The organism is Metabacillus sp. B2-18, assembly GCF_021117275.1.
Taxonomy (GTDB): Bacteria; Bacillota; Bacilli; order Bacillales; family Bacillaceae; genus Metabacillus.
On the sequence record NZ_CP088245.1, the window covers coordinates 1675352 to 1693052 of the forward strand.

23 protein-coding genes are annotated in these 17701 nt (G+C 34.8%); 19 read left to right on the forward strand and 4 right to left on the reverse strand.

Annotated elements, in window-relative coordinates; genetic code table 11:
* The first annotated feature begins 26 nt into the window (after positions 1-26).
* The 4 genes from LPC09_RS08415 (at position 27) to LPC09_RS08430 (ending at position 3090) form a co-directional block, all read left to right on the forward strand.
* Positions 27-545, forward strand: coding sequence for a ribonuclease H-like YkuK family protein (locus LPC09_RS08415; RefSeq protein WP_098798016.1), 519 nt, complete (start codon positions 27-29; stop codon positions 543-545).
* 98 nt (positions 546-643) lie between these two features.
* Complete coding sequence (abbA, locus tag LPC09_RS08420) at positions 644-829, forward strand: antirepressor AbbA (RefSeq protein WP_098798017.1); 186 nt, start codon at positions 644-646, stop codon at positions 827-829.
* Positions 830-1051: 222 nt separating this feature from the next.
* A complete protein-coding gene (gene cbpB / locus LPC09_RS08425; RefSeq protein WP_098798018.1) occupies positions 1052-1510 on the forward strand; it encodes a cyclic-di-AMP-binding protein CbpB in 459 nt (152 codons plus the stop codon).
* Between the two features lie 62 nt (positions 1511-1572).
* Entirely contained in the window at positions 1573-3090 is a 1518-nt protein-coding gene (locus LPC09_RS08430) for an MDR family MFS transporter (RefSeq protein ID WP_098798019.1), read from the forward strand.
* An 11-nt stretch (positions 3091-3101) separates the two neighbouring features.
* On the opposite strand, the gene LPC09_RS08435 is transcribed toward LPC09_RS08430, so the two are convergent.
* Positions 3102-3479, reverse strand: a complete 378-nt coding sequence (locus LPC09_RS08435; protein WP_098798020.1) for a VOC family protein — start codon at positions 3477-3479, stop codon at positions 3102-3104.
* Between the two features lie 137 nt (positions 3480-3616).
* Here LPC09_RS08435 and LPC09_RS08440 point away from each other — a divergent pair, with 137 nt between their 5' ends.
* The 4 genes from LPC09_RS08440 (at position 3617) to LPC09_RS08455 (ending at position 6870) form a co-directional block, all read left to right on the forward strand.
* Positions 3617-4489, forward strand: a complete 873-nt coding sequence (locus LPC09_RS08440; RefSeq protein ID WP_098798021.1) for a transcriptional regulator CcpC — start codon at positions 3617-3619, stop codon at positions 4487-4489.
* Positions 4490-4608: 119 nt separating this feature from the next.
* Positions 4609-5319 (forward strand): 2,3,4,5-tetrahydropyridine-2,6-dicarboxylate N-acetyltransferase, encoded by a 711-nt coding sequence (gene dapD / locus LPC09_RS08445; RefSeq protein WP_098798022.1) that lies wholly within the window; start codon positions 4609-4611, stop codon positions 5317-5319.
* Positions 5320-5374: 55 nt separating this feature from the next.
* A complete protein-coding gene (locus LPC09_RS08450; RefSeq protein ID WP_231309415.1) occupies positions 5375-6505 on the forward strand; it encodes an N-acetyldiaminopimelate deacetylase in 1131 nt (376 codons plus the stop codon).
* Positions 6506-6624: 119 nt separating this feature from the next.
* Positions 6625-6870, forward strand: a complete 246-nt coding sequence (locus LPC09_RS08455; protein ID WP_098798024.1) for a YkuS family protein — start codon at positions 6625-6627, stop codon at positions 6868-6870.
* A 134-nt stretch (positions 6871-7004) separates the two neighbouring features.
* Here LPC09_RS08455 and LPC09_RS08460 read toward each other — a convergent pair whose 3' ends face one another.
* Positions 7005-7841 (reverse strand): mechanosensitive ion channel family protein, encoded by an 837-nt coding sequence (locus tag LPC09_RS08460; RefSeq protein ID WP_098798025.1) that lies wholly within the window; start codon positions 7839-7841, stop codon positions 7005-7007.
* A gap of 333 nt (positions 7842-8174) precedes the next feature.
* Here LPC09_RS08460 and LPC09_RS08465 point away from each other — a divergent pair, with 333 nt between their 5' ends.
* The 8 genes from LPC09_RS08465 to modB all read left to right on the forward strand — a co-directional run bounded on the left by LPC09_RS08465 (position 8175) and on the right by modB (position 13153).
* Positions 8175-8717, forward strand: a complete 543-nt coding sequence (locus tag LPC09_RS08465; protein WP_098798026.1) for a peroxiredoxin — start codon at positions 8175-8177, stop codon at positions 8715-8717.
* Positions 8718-8771: 54 nt separating this feature from the next.
* Positions 8772-9230, forward strand: coding sequence for a TlpA family protein disulfide reductase (locus LPC09_RS08470; protein ID WP_098798027.1), 459 nt, complete (start codon positions 8772-8774; stop codon positions 9228-9230).
* A gap of 97 nt (positions 9231-9327) precedes the next feature.
* Positions 9328-9939 carry a molybdenum cofactor guanylyltransferase gene (locus LPC09_RS08475; protein ID WP_098798028.1) on the forward strand — a complete coding sequence of 204 codons (612 nt, stop codon included), beginning with the start codon at positions 9328-9330 and terminating at the stop codon, positions 9937-9939.
* Between the two features lie 31 nt (positions 9940-9970).
* Complete coding sequence (locus LPC09_RS08480) at positions 9971-11251, forward strand: molybdopterin molybdotransferase MoeA (RefSeq protein ID WP_098798029.1); 1281 nt, start codon at positions 9971-9973, stop codon at positions 11249-11251.
* Positions 11230-11754, forward strand: coding sequence for a molybdopterin-guanine dinucleotide biosynthesis protein B (mobB, locus tag LPC09_RS08485; protein WP_098798030.1), 525 nt, complete (start codon positions 11230-11232; stop codon positions 11752-11754). Before LPC09_RS08480 ends, mobB begins: the two co-directional genes overlap by 22 nt.
* Complete coding sequence (locus tag LPC09_RS08490) at positions 11747-12205, forward strand: molybdenum cofactor biosynthesis protein MoaE (RefSeq protein WP_442920035.1); 459 nt, start codon at positions 11747-11749, stop codon at positions 12203-12205. The genes mobB and LPC09_RS08490 overlap by 8 nt, the downstream gene beginning before the upstream one ends.
* Positions 12198-12431, forward strand: coding sequence for a molybdopterin converting factor subunit 1 (moaD, locus tag LPC09_RS08495; protein WP_098798032.1), 234 nt, complete (start codon positions 12198-12200; stop codon positions 12429-12431). Before LPC09_RS08490 ends, moaD begins: the two co-directional genes overlap by 8 nt.
* A gap of 56 nt (positions 12432-12487) precedes the next feature.
* Positions 12488-13153: a molybdate ABC transporter permease subunit gene (gene modB / locus LPC09_RS08500; RefSeq protein WP_098798033.1), complete on the forward strand. Its 666-nt coding sequence runs from the start codon at positions 12488-12490 to the stop codon at positions 13151-13153.
* Between the two features lie 612 nt (positions 13154-13765).
* Here modB and LPC09_RS08510 read toward each other — a convergent pair.
* The gene (locus LPC09_RS08510) at positions 13766-13945 is read right to left on the reverse strand and encodes an H-type small acid-soluble spore protein (RefSeq protein WP_098798034.1); all 180 of its coding nucleotides are present in this window, start codon (positions 13943-13945) and stop codon (positions 13766-13768) included.
* A 271-nt stretch (positions 13946-14216) separates the two neighbouring features.
* Here LPC09_RS08510 and LPC09_RS08515 point away from each other — a divergent pair, with 271 nt between their 5' ends.
* Together LPC09_RS08515 and LPC09_RS27565 are read left to right on the forward strand one after the other, a co-directional pair.
* The gene (locus LPC09_RS08515; RefSeq protein WP_269217427.1) at positions 14217-15119 is read left to right on the forward strand and encodes a phosphatidylglycerol lysyltransferase domain-containing protein; all 903 of its coding nucleotides are present in this window, start codon (positions 14217-14219) and stop codon (positions 15117-15119) included.
* On the forward strand, positions 15116-15322 hold the full coding sequence (locus tag LPC09_RS27565; RefSeq protein ID WP_442920020.1) for a phosphatidylglycerol lysyltransferase domain-containing protein: 207 nt from the start codon (positions 15116-15118) through the stop codon (positions 15320-15322). The genes LPC09_RS08515 and LPC09_RS27565 overlap by 4 nt, the downstream gene beginning before the upstream one ends.
* Before the next feature lie 34 nt (positions 15323-15356).
* Here the strand turns inward: LPC09_RS27565 and LPC09_RS08520 are convergent, their stop codons facing one another.
* Positions 15357-15644: a DUF6509 family protein gene (locus tag LPC09_RS08520; protein WP_098798036.1), complete on the reverse strand. Its 288-nt coding sequence runs from the start codon at positions 15642-15644 to the stop codon at positions 15357-15359.
* A gap of 756 nt (positions 15645-16400) precedes the next feature.
* Here LPC09_RS08520 and LPC09_RS08525 point away from each other — a divergent pair.
* Positions 16401-17666, forward strand: coding sequence for an ammonium transporter (locus LPC09_RS08525; protein ID WP_098798037.1), 1266 nt, complete (start codon positions 16401-16403; stop codon positions 17664-17666).
* Positions 17667-17701 lie beyond the last annotated feature (35 nt).

The following is a 17701-nucleotide window of genomic DNA, read 5'->3' on the forward strand; positions in this document are numbered from 1 at the left end:
TGAAATCATTGACAAGGAGATGTGACATGAACGAATCTTTCACCTTTTATAATGTCTCTGAGAAGAATATGTCCTTCCAAACTGTAATTGAGCGTATAAAAGGCTTTATGTTAAAGGATCCACGTTCACTTTATGTATTGTCAATTGGTTCAGACTCACATGTTCATCAAACAGAGACTAAGTTTATAACAGCCATACATGTACATCGTGTTGGCAAAGGTGCATGGGGATGTTTAAAGTACCATAGTGTGAATAGGCCAATTTCGAGTATTCGTGAAAAAATTTCGCTGGAAACTGCACTTAGTCAAGAAATTGCTTACTACTTTACTTCTCAATATTTAGAACAGTTAACAGATGTATTAATTCCTTTTTCAGATGAAGGAGCAGATTTAGTTTTTGAAATTCATCTTGATATAGGAAGAAAAGGATTAACAAAGGAGTTAATTCAGGAAATGACAGGTCGCATAGAAGCGATGGGAATTGAAGCGAAAATAAAACCAGATTCATACACGGCATTCAGTTACGCAAATCGATATACAAAATAATGGGAATTTAGTATTATTGTCGAAACTTGCGTTTGACTCCCCACTTTTGAATTGATTATGCTTAGGGAAAGCAACCAATTTCATGGGGGGATTCTTCAATGGAGACAATTGATAGATTATCGTATGATGAGCAAAAGCTTTTAGTAGAAACGCTCTTAAGACAAGATTACGCTATTGAATTAATTAGCAGTGAAATAAATGATATTGAATCAGGTTTAATACAGGTGGATGAGGGATATTATCATCAACTTAAGTTGTTATATGACAGATTGAGAATAAAATAGTTATTCTCTACTTAAAATAGAAAGATTAAAAGTGGATACTCATATAATGAGTATCATTTTTTTATTTGTTCCTAAGTTTAGGAAGATCAAAATTGCTTTGCTGAATGAGTGTTAGAAAAGATCAAATGAAACATATACGATAGCTTTTATGATATGATAGATTTGGATTATTCATTACCTCTTTTATAATATAGAAAAGTTTTTTAGAGAGGAAGAACAGCTATGTTTAGTATTGACGCCAATGAATTAATGGGTTTAACCATTAGAGATTTAATGATTCCTGGAGATAAGGTTGCACATGTTCAAATTGGAAATAATTTAGAGCATGCTTTACTTGTTTTAACTAAGACAGGATACACAGCCATTCCTGTTTTGGACCCAACTTTTAAGCTTCACGGTCTTATTGGGATGAATTTAATATTGGACAATATCTTTGGTCTAGAGAGGATAGAATTTGAAAGATTAGAAAATATGAAAGTAGAAGAAGTGATGAATACAGAAATACCAAGACTCTTTTTAAATGACTCTTTAGAAAAAGGACTGGATCTTGTTGTAAACAATCCTTTTATTTGTGTGCAAAATGATGAGAAGATATTCGAAGGGATTTTTACAAGAAGGGCAATCTTAAAGCAGTTAAAGAAACATATTCATCTATTAAATAATAATCAACATAATAAATAGAAATTCTTAAGCGGTGTAAAAATTTACACCGTTTTCATATTACATAAAAGGCGGATCAAGTAATGGGAGAAGGAAAAGAATTTTTAACATTTAGGCAAAGAAATTCTGTAATAACCAAGAGACCATATGTATTGGCTACTGTTATGTTAGCTATGTTTATGGCGGCAATTGAAGCAACAATTGTTGCAACAGCTATGCCGGCAATTGTTGCAGAACTTGAAGACTTTTCTTTATATAGCTGGGTGTTTTCGTCATACCTATTAATGAATGCTGTTACAGTCTTAATATATGGGAAATTATCTGATATTTTTGGACGAAAACCAGTATTAACTGTTGGGATTGTTATTTTTTTGATGGGTTCTATTCTTTGTGGATTAGCGTCATCAATGGAATGGCTTATATTTGCCCGTTTTGTTCAAGGATTTGGAGCAGGTGCAGTCATGCCGATAGCATCAACTATAGTAGGAGACATTTATACAAAAGAAGAACGGGCCAAAATACAAGGTTACTTATCAAGTGTGTGGGGAATCTCGGCTATCATGGGGCCAGCAATTGGTGGTTTATTAGTCGAATTTGTAAGCTGGCGATTTGTTTTCTGGATTAACGTTCCATTAGGAATATTAGCAATAATTGGATTATATTTATTTCTGCATGAGGAAATTGAAAAGAGTAAGCCAAAAATTGATTATGTTGGTGCCTTACTTTTAACGTTATTTGTAACTACATTTATGTTTATTCTTGTAGAAGGAGGGGTGCGTTGGGACTGGCTATCCGGGCCTATTGTCAGTCTGGCTTTACTCTCGCTTCTAAGTTTGGTGATTTTTGTTTTTTATGAGCGTAAAGTAGATGATCCTATGATGCCATTTGAGCTTTGGCGTGAGCGCTCAATTTTAATAGCAAACTTAACTTCTTTAACAACTGGAATTATATTAATCGGCTTATCGACGTTTTTGCCTACCTTTGTTCAAGGTGTTATGGAGGAAAAACCAATCATTGCTGGGTTAACATTGACAACAATGTCCATAGGCTGGCCAATAGCTGCGACAATTTCAGGAAAAGCCATATTGTCAATTGGCTTCCGTACTACCTCCATCTTGGGAGGAGTTTCTCTTATTTTAGGAAGTATTGTGTTTACGATACTATCTGGAAGTGATAGTCCATTATTCGCTGCGTTTGGATCTTTTCTGATAGGGATTGGGATGGGGTTAACAACTACTGCTTTTATAGTTTCCATTCAAAGCACCGTTTCTTGGAATACAAGAGGCGTTGCAACCGCTACTAATATGTTTATGAGAAATGTCGGTAGTACAGTAGGTGCAGCACTTTTAGGAGGAATTTTAAATAGTCAGCTTCTTGCGTTTTATTCAAGTAAAGGTGTTGAGGATGAAATGAATCTTGACTCCACTACTATGTTACTCGATGATCAGCAAAGAAATGAATTAACAGCACAGGCAAGATCTCTTTTACAGGAAGGACTTGAAATAGCTTTAAATGATGTTTATTGGGTAGTATTTGGGTTTGCCGTTTTAAGTTTTTTGTTCATATTGTTTTTACCTAAAAAGCAAAAGGCTGATGTGTAAGCATTAGTCTTTCAGTCATCTATTCTTTGTAATAATTCAATTCTGTTGTTAAACGGATCAAAGCATGAAAATCTAACAATCCCGGGAATAGGTGTATCTTCTTTAATAGGAACCTGATAGTGTTCCAAGTGCTTTCTTGTTTCCATAATATCTTCGACAATAAATGCTGGATGACGCTTGCTTGTTATGATTGCATCACACTCCTCTACTCCTATATGAAGAAAAGCATCGCCTGCACAACACCAAAAACCGCCGTTTTTCTTTAGAGTCTTCGGTTTTTCAATTTCCTCAAAGTTTAATATGTTAAGGTAGAATTCACGAGCGGTTTCTTCTTGATCAGTAGGGACACATATTTGAATATGATCAAGTCCTGTTATTTTCAATGTCATAAACAATTCCCCTTTTCTGGTGAAATTATTACTTTACAAACCCTTTATTCATCCTTATCATACAATTAAAATCAATATAATAAAATTAGATATTCTTTGATACATATTATAAGAAAAACTTATAAAGTAGGTGCTATATGCAAACATCAGAGCTTCGAATGCTTGTTGTTTTATCGGAGGAAATGAATATGAGAAAGGCTGCTGAACGTCTATTTGTTTCACAGCCAGCTTTATCACAGAGATTGCAAACAATTGAAAAGTCGTGGGGAATACAAATTTTTGTTCGTTCTCAAAAAGGGTTAACACTAACTCCAGCCGGTGAGAAAGTTATTCAATATGCACGTGAAGTTGTTTTGAAAGAGGAGAAAGTAAAGGAACAAATATTAGAATTGGAAGGAGAAGTTCATGGCACGTTGAAGCTTGCTGTAGCCTCTATCATAGGTCAGCATTGGTTGCCAAGTGTTTTAAAAACATATGTAAGAAAATATCCACATGCAAAAATATCTCTTATTACTGGATGGAGCAGCGAGATTTTAAGAAGTATGTACGAAGATCACGTGCATTTAGGGATAATTCGGGGAAATCCAGATTGGAAAGGTATAAAGAAGCATTTATTAACAGATACTTTGTATTTAGTAGACACAGAAATTAACAATATAGAAGAAGTTCTACATACAGAAAGACCTTTTATTCAATTTAAAAGTGATTCGTCTTATTATCAAGAAATTCAGGATTGGTGGCACAGACAATTTCATACTTCACCTAAAAGAACAATTGTTGTTGATCAGATTGAAACTTGTAAACAAATGGCTCTTAATGGAATCGGTTACGCGATTCTTCCTTCTGTTACCCTTAAAGAAGAACAGCAGGATGTTTATAGAATTCCACTTCTAGATGAAGAGGGTAAACCTATTGAAAGAGATACATGGTTGTTAGGTTTTGAATCGTCATTTGAATTAAAACAAGTTAAAGCATTTTTAGAAGTAGTGGAAGAGTATAAAAATACTTGAAATTTGATTAAAAATATAAAATATAACTGACTAGATGACAAATTTAGCAGATAGCTTGTCAACCGATGAATCCTTTGATACAGTAAAGAATGACTGAAATGTACAAGGAGGATATACATATGAAAATGATGGATGCAAATGAGATTATCTCATTTATACAAAACAGCACAAAATCAACACCTGTAAAAGTTTACGTTAAAGGAAATCTTGAAGGTGTAAACTTTGGGGATTCTGCAAAAACATTTATTACTGGAAACACTGGTGTTGTTTTCGGAGAGTGGGCAGAAATTCAAGAAGCGTTAGAAAATAACAAAAATAATATTGAGGATTATGTTGTAGAAAACGATCGACGTAATTCTGCAATTCCTTTACTTGATCTTAAAGGTATTAAAGCACGTATTGAGCCTGGCGCAATCATTCGTGATCAAGTTGAAATAGGTGATAATGCTGTTATTATGATGGGGGCTTCAATCAATATCGGTTCTGTTATTGGTGAAGGGACAATGATTGATATGAATGCTACACTTGGTGGTCGTGCGACTGTTGGTAAAAACTGTCATATCGGTGCTGGATCTGTATTAGCTGGTGTTATTGAGCCACCTTCTGCAAAACCGGTTGTTATTGAAGACGATGTTATGATCGGAGCTAATGTTGTTGTACTTGAGGGTGTAACAGTTGGTAAAGGTGCCGTTGTTGGTGCAGGTTCAATCGTAACAAAAGATGTTGAGCCTTACACAGTTGTTTACGGTGCTCCAGCTCGTAAAATTAAAGATATTGACGATAGCACTAAATCAAAAACTGAAATCATGCAAGAATTAAGACAGCTATAAGAACAAAAGGCGTGGATCATGATCCACGCCTTAAGTATAGAGAGGAATGGTCGGATTGGGGAAAGAACATCTCATTCAAATTCGCAGGGATCTTCATCGGATCCCAGAGATTGGTTTCCAGGAATTCAAAACACAGCGGTATTTACTAGATTTATTAAATAAGCTGCCACAAGACCGTTTGGAAGTAAGAACATGGAAAACAGGAATTTTTGCGTTAGTAAAAGGGACGAACCCTAATAAAACAATTGGCTACCGAGCGGATATTGATGGCTTGCCAATAACTGAGGAAACCGATTATGATTTCCAATCTGAACATCCTGGTTTTATGCATGCATGTGGACATGACTTGCACATGACAATTGCAATCGGAATTCTTATGCATTTTATTGAAAATCCTATTTCTGATAATGTTTTGTTTTTATTTCAGCCAGCAGAAGAAGGTCCTGGTGGAGCGGAACCAATGTTAAATAGTGAAATTGCCCAAGAATGGAGACCGGACATTATTACTGCACTTCATATTTCTCCTGAGCTTCCAGTAGGTACAATTGCGACAAAACCTGGTTTGCTTTTTGCAAATACCTCCGAATTGTTCATAGATCTCAAAGGAAGAGGAGGACACGCTGCATATCCTCATACAACAAATGATATGGTTGTTGCGGCTTGCTCGCTTGTTACTCAGCTGCAATCAATCGTTGCTCGTAATGTCGATCCATTAGATAGTGCAGTTATTACGATTGGAAAAATAACTGGTGGAACAGTCCAGAACATTATAGCTGAAAATGCTAGATTGGAAGGAACCATTCGTACGCTTTCAGTTGAATCAATGGATAGGGTAAAGGAAAGAATTGAAGCAATCGTAAAAGGAATAGAAATCGGATATTCATGTCAAGCCAAAATTGATTATGGATCTATGTATCATCAAGTCTTTAATGATGAAGAACTAACAACAGAATTTATGGATTATATATCTAAAAATACTTCTTACCATGTAAATGAGTGTTCAGAAGCAATGACTGGTGAAGATTTTGGTTATATGGTCGATCAAGTTTCTGGATTCATGTTTTGGCTTGGGGTTAATTCATCATACGGATTACATCATGCAAAACTTCAACCAGATGAAGAGGCAATTGACGTTGCAGTAAATGTTATGAGTAAATATATTTCGTTCAAAGCAACCCAATCATAATGATTGGGTTTTTAAATGCCAAAATAGACAAGGTTGAGTTACATAGTTAAAAAACGAAAAAGAATTAAAGTATATTTTATCCAACCATGTACACAATACATGTAGGAGGTGGATAAATTATGGCAAAAATCGGTGTAGAACAATCACTATCTGATGTAACTTCTGCTTTACAAGAAAAAGGCTATGACGTTGTCCAATTAAAAAATGAAAATGATGCAAAAGGTTGTGACTGCTGTGTCATTACAGGACAGGATTCTAACGTAATGGGAATTAGTAATGTAGTGACAGCTGGATCTGTTATTCAGGCAAGCGGTATGTCTGCTGATGAAATCTGTCAGCAAGTTGAAAGCAAAATAAACCGTTAGTAAAAAAGGCTATGTGGCAAGTGATTAGATTAGTTTTTCATCTGAATCACTTGCCCGCTATAAGATTGGTTGCTAATGAAGGAACATAAAAAGGGTACCTAAAAAAATTAGGATACCCTTCTTTACTCAAGCTATTACTGACTCTTTTTCTCAACATATACTTGATGTGGAAATGGAATTTCGATTCCGTTTGCATCAAGAGCCTCTTTCATTGCCTTACGTAATTTACGTTCAACAGCCCATTGCTGCATGTTTTCAGTCTTTGCAAGCACACGAATGACAACGTCAGATGCACCTAATGCTTGGACACCAAGTACGTTTGGTCCCTCTACAACAGTGTTATCCTCAGCCGCAAATTTGTCACATACATCTTGTAAAACAGTAATTGCCTTATCAATATTATCATCATAAGAGATTCCAATATCTACTAATGCTCTCATATTTCCACGAGAATGGTTACTTACATTTGTGATTTCACGGTTTGGAACATAATGAAGTGTCCCATCAAATCCTCTAATTTGAGTTGTGCGTAACCCTACTTGTTCAACAACACCGTCAAAACCAGCTACAGTAACATAATCTTCTACATCAATTTGCTTTTCTAGTAACAGAAAGAATCCGGTTACGACATCACTAACTAACCCTTGTGCACCAAAACCAATTGCTAGCCCAACAACACCTGCACCAGCAATTAATGCAGATGCATTATAGTTAAATACCTCAAAAATCATGACAACAATAATAAAAACTAACACATATGAAAACACATTTAGTGAAAGACTTTGGAGAGTTAAAGCTCGACCTGATGAAATATTGTCACGTTCTTGTAAACGTTGAAACATTCTTCGAATAATTTTGTTTCCGATTGCTTTTATGATTAAAAAAGCAATGATAATTCCTATAAGTTTTAAAATAATAATTCCTGCTTCAGTCATTAATGATGACCAATCAATTTCCTCAAACCAATCCATTGTACAACATCCTTTCTCGAAATAGAGGTCCTTTCAATACTGCACGCAACCTGTTATTACGCTCTAATTTTTGAAAGAAAGAACAAGTTATTTATACCCTACTTCTACTATGTTAAACATATTTTGTGTAAAAATGAAGGAATTTAGCTTATTTTGACTAAAATGATATGGTTTTTTAGAAATCAATCAATGCGCTTTTGCATGAAATTCTTAAATCGGGACAATAATGATAGTGGTAAAAACTATAACCCTAATGAGTGTAAATTAACTGTATTGCAAGATTACATAGAAGTTGAATTTTAAAAAATATGAATGTTTTCGGAGGTAAAAACTATGGGTGAACGTATGGTGGGAAAACAAGCACCTCGATTTGAGATGGATGCAGTAATGGATGACAAAGAATTTGGAAAAGTTAGTTTAGAGGAAAATATGAAAAATGACAAATGGACTGTACTTTTCTTTTATCCAATGGACTTTACTTTTGTATGTCCTACAGAAATAACGTCCCTATCTGATCGATACGAAGAGTTTGAAGATTTGGATGCTGAAGTAATTGGTGTTTCAACAGATACAATTCATACCCATCTGGCATGGATTAAGACTGATCGTAAAGATAATGGTTTGGGAGATTTAAACTATCCATTGGCAGCTGATACGAACCATTCTGTTTCCCGTGATTATGGTGTGTTAATTGAAGAAGAAGGTATTGCACTTCGTGGGTTGTTTATTATTAATCCAGAAGGTGAAACTCAATATGCTGTTGTTAACCATAACAATATTGGCCGTGATGTTGATGAAACTCTACGTGTATTACAAGCTCTTCAAACAGGTGGACTTTGCCCGGCTAACTGGAAACCAGGTCAATCAACTCTATGATCCCGGATACAATAATCATTACTTTCAATTACCAATATGCTTGGGGGTTACTAAATGAAATTACGTGAACCGATGCCTGAGTTAAACGGTGCAACGGAATGGCTCAATGGCCAAGTATCAAGAGAGGATTTGGTTGGAGATAAGCCGACTCTGATCCATTTTTGGTCAATTAGCTGTCACTTGTGTAAAGAAGCAATGCCTGCAGTGAATGAATTCCGCGATCAATATTGTAAGAAATTAAATGTTTTAGCTGTTCATATGCCTCGTTCTGAGGATGATTTAAATATGGATGAGATAAAAAAAGTTGCAGCTGAGCATGATATCACTCAGTCAATCTTTGTTGATAGTGAGAATATACTAACAGATGCTTTAGAAAATCAATATGTTCCTGCCTATTATGTTTTCGACAGGGAAGGAAAGCTTCGGCATTTTCAAGCTGGTGGCAGCGGAATGAAAATGCTAGAAAAACGGGTGAATCGCGTCCTAGCTGAATTAGAATCATCCGCAGAGTAAGTTATTAGATTATTTTAACCTGGTCGGTTACCATGAAGGTAGCTGACTTTTTTGTTTGAATCATTAGTAAAGATTTTTATAAAGGGGTGGGTCAGAGTTGATTGAAACATTAGGTGTTTTACTCGCTGGAGGTCAATCACGTAGATTCGGAAGTCCAAAAGCATTTGCTACATACAAAGGTAAGGAATTTTGGGAATATTCCTTACAAGCACTCAAAAGTTCGACAGAAAGCCAAGCAATTATTAGTCACCCTAGCTTAATAGAAAAATTAAAAAAACAAACGAATATAAAAGTTTTGAATGATGATCCAATAGTACAAGGGAAAGGACCGCTTGCTGGAATTTATACAGCGATGAAAGATGAAAAGGCTGAATGGTTTGTGTTTCTATCCTGTGATATTCCTTTAATAACAGATAAAGTGGTATCAACACTCCTTACATATAGAAGTGAAGGTGCAAAAATAATTATCCCTAAAATAAATGGCAAACTTCATCCGTTAATAGGAATCTATCACCATTCAATACAGTCTGTTGTAGAGAATCAGCTATTGAACAATGAGCTAAAGGTGATGTCATTGTTCGAAAAGGTCCCAGTTTATTTTGTCTTACAACATCAATTGGATGTAGATTCTAAAATATTTAGTAACATAAACTCACCAAATGATTATGTTGAAATTCTAAAAAATGATAAAATAGCAGAATCTGATTAAACTTACTATTTTATTTACCGGAGTGGAAATGATGATAGAAAAAAGAAAGCCTTTGGCTGTAAAAGAAGCAATTAATAAAGTAATGGGTTATTCTGTAGCTGGTAAGGGTGAAAAGGTAACACTTCAAGAAAGCTATGGTCGTTTTTTAGCAGAGGATCTTATTGCAGATCATCCTGTACCACCTTTTGATCGTTCTCCATATGATGGTTACGCGATAAGATCTATCGATACTATACATGCTCAAAGTGATCATCCTATTGAATTTGAAGTAATTGATGAGATTGGTGCAGGAAGTGTTAGTGATTATACACTAGGTAGAATGCAGGCAATTCGTATTATGACTGGTGCACAGATGCCGGTAGGAAGTGATGCGGTTGTTATGTTGGAATTAACGAAAATGTTTCAACAAGATAATAAGTCTTTTATGTCGATTAAACGACCTTTTAAAAAGGGAGACAATGTGTCATTCAAAGGAGAAGATACACCAGAAGGTAGCGTGTTAGTAAAAAAAGGTACATATATAACCCCTGGTGTTATAGCATTGCTAGCAACATTCGGCTATGAAAAGGTTTCTGTAGTAAAAAAGCCTAAAATTGGAATTATTGCTACAGGTAGTGAATTACTAAATGTTGGGGAGCCGCTTGTTCCTGGTAAAATAAGAAATAGTAATTCATATATGATTGAAGCTCAAGCTAGACGAAGCGGGGCAGCCCCTGTTTTTCTGGGGAAACTTGCTGATGATCTTGAAAAATGCTATGATGCGATCGCAAGTGCCTTAGAAAAGGTAGATTTCTTGATTACAACGGGGGGAGTTTCCGTTGGTGACTATGATTATTTGCCCGAAATTTATAAACGTTTAGGTGCAAATGTTCTTTTCAATAAAGTAGCGATGAGACCAGGAAGTGTAACAACAGTAGCTGAGTTGAATGGAAAATTATTATTTGGACTGTCAGGCAACCCGTCTGCATGTTATGTTGGTTTTGAGTTATTTGTACGTCCTATTGTTCGGATCTTTTTAAACTCAAATCATCCGCATCTTCAAAAGGTTACTGCAACCTTAGGAAAGGATTTTCCAAAGCCAAATCCTTTCACTCGCTTTGTTAGAGGGTTTATCTCAATGGAAAATGGGCGGGTACTAGCTACACCAGTTGGATTAGACAAATCCAATGTCGTTACATCACTTGCTGAAGCAAATGCTTTTATTGTTTTACCAGGAGGAACAAGAGGATATAAAGCAGGAGATACAGTTGATGTCCTTTTAATTGAAGATCAAACAGGAAGTGAACAACCTTGGGCAGAATCCTTCAAGTAGTCGGGTTTCAAAATAGTGGAAAAACGACATTTGTAACGGAATATATTAAAGCTTGTGTAGAAGCGCATTTAAAAGTAGGCACAATTAAGCATCATGGACATGGGGGAGCATCCCTTCATCATGATCAACAAAAAGATACAGGAAAGCATCGTCAAGCAGGAGCCAAAGTATCACTTGTTGAAGGCAATGGATCGTTTATTTTGTCTACAGACAAGTTAAGTTTAACTCTCACACAAATGATTACATTATATAATATGTTTGAACTAGACGTGATATTAGTTGAGGGTTTTAAATTTGAACGATATCCGAAAGTTGTTCTACTTCGAGGAGAAGAAGATATTGACCTGTTAGATAAGCTTGAAAATGTTTGTTGTATTCTAGCTGGCTTTCCTTTACCGAAAATTTACAGCGAAAAATTCAGGATTTATTCTAACATGTATGAGTGTATAAACTGGTTAATAAATACTAAAGCAGGTGAATATATTGACAATTCCAATGTTTGAGATTGTAACAAATCCAATTTCAGTAGAAGAAATGACAAATAAGGTAATACGCAGGGAAGCGGGTGCTGTAACAACGTTTATTGGAACGGTAAGGGAATTTACATACTGTAAACGAACATTATCATTAGAATATCAAGCTTATGAAAAAATGGCTGTGAAAATGCTTGCTCAAATAGGTCAAGAAATAAATGAAAAATGGGAGAATTCAAAAGTAGCGATTACACACAGGATTGGAAAATTAGAGATTTCTGATATTGCTGTTGTTATTGCGGTTTCAACACCACATCGTAAAGATGCGTATGAAGCAAATGAATATGCAATAGAACGAATTAAACAAATTGTCCCAATCTGGAAAAAAGAAATATGGGAAAACGGCGAAGCATGGATTGGTGATCAATTAGAAAAAACACCATATCCAAGTGGAAAGCCAGTGGAGGAGAAACATGATTAAAGTACTTTTATTTGCTCACTTACAAGAAAAAATTGGAACGGATAATATTGTTATTGAAAAAAACTCACTAACGGTTAAAGAATTAAGAGATTTTGTTAGTCAAACGTATGAAGTAGGGTCACTTGAAAATGTTATGGTTGCTGTAAATGAAGAATATGCACTTGAAGAAGATCTTGTACAGGCAGGAGATACTGTTGCGTTTATTCCACCTGTTAGTGGTGGATGACACCATCAGTTTAGGAATCACTATAGACAAGATGTGTATTAAATGGGGAATAAATTATGACATATGAATTTTGGGATCCTATTTTCCTATCAGTGAGAATTGCTTTAATTGCCAGTGTTTTTGTTCTATTAATGGGTACTTTAATAGGCAGGTTTATGGCAAAATCTTCATTTAAAGGAAAAATGTTAGTTGAAACAGTATTGATTTTACCACTGGTTTTGCCGCCTTCTGTTATTGGCTTTTTCTTGATCATTATATTTGGAATGAACAGTCCTATAGGTCGAGTGATTGAGAACATTTTTAATGAAACCATAATTTTTACTTGGTGGGCGGGGGTTATTGCTGCTGCGGTTGTGGCTTTTCCCCTTATGTATCAAGTCACAAAAGCTGGATTTGAACATGTTGACACCGATATTGAAAATGCTGCACGTGTAGACGGAGCTGGTGAAAGAGGAGTTTTTTTTCTTGTCTCTCTTCCATTAACAATAAAATATATTTTTACTGGTTTTGTTTTAAGTTTTACTAGAGCGTTAGGTGAATTTGGGGCAACTCTTATGTTTGCGGGAAATATACCAGGAAAGACACAAACTGTTTCAACTGCCATTTATGTTGCGATAGATAGTGGGAAAATGGACCTTGCGTGGTTATGGGTATTGTCGATGATCCTTATATCCTCGATCATGTTATTGATTGTTCAATGGATGAATAAGAAAGCACATTGATGTTACTGGTGATTTGACAGTTATAGGAAAAAAGGTTATTATAGAATTTAGTGCTTTAAAACCTTTAATGTTTTAGTGTTGTGTGAGTGATCAAATTAGCAAAAAGTAGATGTTAATCAATTCACACTGGCGCGGACTAGGAGCCGTAAGGACGAAAGAGAGGTAGGGCTTTCGTTGTTTTGAAAATTCAGCAATTTTTATAAATAAAACATAGACTATTTTTTATTATAACTAACGAAATATGGAGCTGCTTCATTCACATATTATAAAGAATATCTATATCAACCATTGATATTTTCTATAATATGTGAATTTGATTTATTTCCGGTACGAGTAGCCCTGTATTAAAAAATCTTTGGAGGTACTACTTTTGAAAACAATTTGTAGTGTAATATTGCTTAATTCAGAAAAAGGTTTCGGATTTATAGAAGTTGTAGAAGGTAACGATGTATTTGCTTACTTCAATACTAATAATTGAGAAGGTTTTGAGTTATTAACGGACTAACAATCTCTTGTTAGTCCATTTTTGTTAGGGTTAAACTTATAGAATTGGTGAGTCTTTTTATAAAGACTTATGCTTGTTTTTCATTTCCTAGACTTTTTAGTCATAACTTATAGTTCGGTTAAACGATCAACTGGTACGTTTTTTTCTGCTTGAGGATTGTTTATCGGAAAGATGCGAGCAGTTTCTTGCTCTTCGTTCACAGATTGTATGTAAATAGATTCTCCTTCAAATTGAACATTCACCATTTCACCCATACTTGAGATTTCTTTTGCGCGATTTACATTCATATTATCAACTCCACTTGTATTTAATAAAATCCTTTTTATGAAAGTTTTACGTTAAATCCAAGAAAATCCCTTTTGTTTTTTCCTTCATAATTGATTGAAGGCGTTGTATTAACAGTCATCATATGATGATAGAACTTTCACAATAAGTATATTTTTACGTTCTCCGAATATAAGAAAACTATGCTAGAATAAACTGATATTTTAAATATATTTTCTCACGGTGTGAGATGTGTTATCTTGTATAGAGAGAAAAGGGGGATTAGGGTAATTGATGAGCGCTATTATATTTTTACTATTTTTCTTCATTAGTATTGCAGTCATTTATTTATATTCTAACCAACAACGAATAAGTGAAAATGTTTTTAATAGATCTTTCATTTTATCTGTTATGAAAAAATATGGTGGGACCACCCTTTCGCATCTTCTCTTTTTAGAGGATAAGCAGGTGTTTCAAGCACAGGGAGGTTCTGTCCTAATTTCGTATAGAAAAAAGGGAAGAAGACTTTTTATCCTTGGTGATCCGTTTGGTGATAAGGAAAAAATTGAAGAAGGTTTGAATGAGTTTTTTTCTTATGCATCTAAAAGAAAATTAACACCGGTCTTCTATCAGGCAAGTGAAAAATATATTTCATTTTATGAAAAACACGGTTACCGACTATTTAAAGTCGGAGAAGAAGCTAAAGTGAATCTTAAAAGCTTTGTAATTGAAGGGAAAAAGTTCGGGAATATCCGAAATATTAAAAATAAATTTACAAAAGACGGATATATCTTTTCGGTTGCTCATCCACCGTTCAGTTCTAGTCTTTTAGAAGAAATGAAATCTGTTTCAAATGAATGGTTAAATGATCGAAAAGAAAAAGGTTTTTCTGTAAGTTCATTCTCTGAGGAATATATTAGTTATTTTCCGGTATCGCTCTTTCGTGATCCAAATGGACGTTTAATTGCCTTTGCAAGTCTGCCATCTGATTACCAAAAAGAAGAAACATTAAGTATTGATATAATGAGATATCGAAATGATAGTAGAGGTGCCATGGATATGGTATTTGTATCAACGATTCTTTGGGCAAAAGAAATGGGTTATACATCATGTAGTCTTGGAATGTCTCCATTTTCAAATGTGGGCGTTGACAATAACTCACCTTTTCAAGAGAAAATTGCCCGATATGCCTTTTGAATGGATGTAAATTTTATAATTTTAAGGGCTTGCGTAGGTATAAAGCTAAATTTGCCACCGATTGGTCTCCTCGTTATTTAGTTTATAAAAAGTCTTTATTATTTTTACTGATTTTACAACTCATTTTAATTGTACAAAAAGAGCCTATACACAAATTTTCTTTTATAAAGAAGAAGATTTTTCGAGACAAAGAAGCGGTATAGAGGAAAAGGACGACTAAATGCAGTCGTCCTTTTTTTATAGGTTTGAAACAAGCTCCATACAATGTGCAACAATTTCTTTTTCTTCATCTTCTTCAAGACCGAAATCTAAAAATTTTTCTGTTGTCATCTCAATGAAATCATATTGTGCAATATTGTATTGATCTTGGTCAACAGCAAATATTAATTTTAGTTTAATTCCGTGTTCACTAAACAACTCATCCTCCTCATCTACATCTAATGTAAGGAAAATCTCGTAACGATCTCCGGAAAGAATGCCGAATGGGTCATCTAATTTTTCAATTGTTGATTCAATGATTTTCATTTAAATCTTACCTCTTCCTATTCTTGAATAATCTCATTTAATGGTGTGAAAATATGTACCTAGTCAAACTTCTATAGCATTAATATTATAGCCTTTTCTTTATGATAATCCAAATTAGGGGTGGTCCGATGAAAATCTTGGTTCTTGGAGACACGAATATACCTAAATGTGCAAAAAAACTTTCATATTCCTCTTAAAAAGGTAGTGAATGGTATTCTCTTATTTAATCCGGGTTCTGCTACTGACAAAAGGAGACAAAGACACTATTCATATGGAATTTTAACAATCACAAGTGAGATTCACGCTTAACATAAGTTCTATAGTGTTAGAGAGTAAATTTGTAGACATGCAGTTAGTTATCAAGTGTTACAGTATTGTTAATCTTATCTGCAAGTACGGGAATACAAAAGGGGAATAACATTTGTTTTGATTGCAATGTTATTCTCCATTTTAAAGGACGTTAATTTAGAATTAAAAGCTGGAAAATCACGTCAGATTTAATTGATTTAATTGTTTTTATTGAGTATCTCAAGAATTTGAGATGCTCTTTTTATTGTTAGTGTTAAAATTTTCATTTTAAAAGCGGTATAAAATCATGTTCCAAATCACTTATGTTAGATATTCTAACACGAAATTATCAGAAACTTTGCAAAACGTGTTGACACTTTGAAAATATCGTATAGAATAGTAAATAAGAAACAGATGTTATATTTTCTTACATCTAGTGTAAACTAAACAAACGAGGGAGGAAATGACATGGATTCAATGTTTTTAATGAACAGCTTATGGGTCATGTTAAGTGCAATTTTAGTTATTTTTATGCTAGGAGGATTTATTCTACTTGAAGCAGGGTCAACAAGAATGAAAAATGCAGGTCATATTGCAGGTAAGACAATATTTACAGTAGGCCTTGCTTCATTAGTTTACTGGGCGGTAGGGTATGCATTTACTTTTGGTGGAAATGGTAATTTCTTTGTCGGTTTAACTGATTTCTTCTACTCAGGAGCACAAGCGGAAGGAATGGGATTATCCACAGCAGTATTCTTTGTTTTCCAATGTGCATTTGCCTGTATCTCAATTACAATTGCTTTAGGTGGATTTGCGGAACGTGCTAAATTATCAATTTATCTAGTTTTTACTATCTTATTCTCAGCTCTTATTTATCCGGTTATTGCTCATTGGATTTGGGGTGGCGGTTGGTTAGCAGAACATGGTAAACAAGACTTTGCCGGATCAACAGTTGTTCACTTAACAGGTGCTATGGCAGCATTTGCAGCAACAATTTTATTAAAACCTCGTATTGGAAAATACAATAAAGATGGCTCAGCTAATAACATTCAAGGTCATAACCAAGTATTCACAGCTTTAGGTGTTCTTATCCTTTGGGTAGGTTGGTTCGGATTTAATGCAGGTAGTACTGTAGCTGTTGATGACGGTTTCTTCGGATTTGTTGCTTTAAACACGAACTTAGCTGCTGGAGCAGGTGCAGTTGCAGCACTTCTTATTTCTTGGATGGTTTTAGGGAAATCTGATGTTCCAACAATGTTAAATGGTGCTTTAGCAGGTTTAGTTGCTATTACAGCATCATGTGCGTTCGTTGATACTTGGGCGGCAGTGGTCATTGGTTTCATTGCTGGTATACTAGTATTCTATAGTGCAAGATTCTTTGAAAAGAGAAAAATTGACGATCCAATCTTTGCTTTATCTGTACACGGTGTTGCTGGTGTATGGGGAACTTTATCAACAGGCTTCTTTGCAACGCCAGAACTAGCATCTGTTGGTAAGCCTGGTTTATTCTATGGTGGCGGATTTGATCAACTTGGCGTACAATTTATGGGTGTTGCAGTATCTGGCCTTTATGCATTCATTGTATCTTTTGTTATCTTAGCAATTGCTAAGAAAGTAATGAATGGTCTCCGTGTAACAGAAGAAGAGGAAGTAATGGGATTAGATATGAGCGAACACGGAAGCTATGGTTACCCAGAAGTGTTTGCTTCAAAAAATCAAAATGTTGGCTCTTAAACAACATAAGTGGTTAGATACGCTCATATTGAATA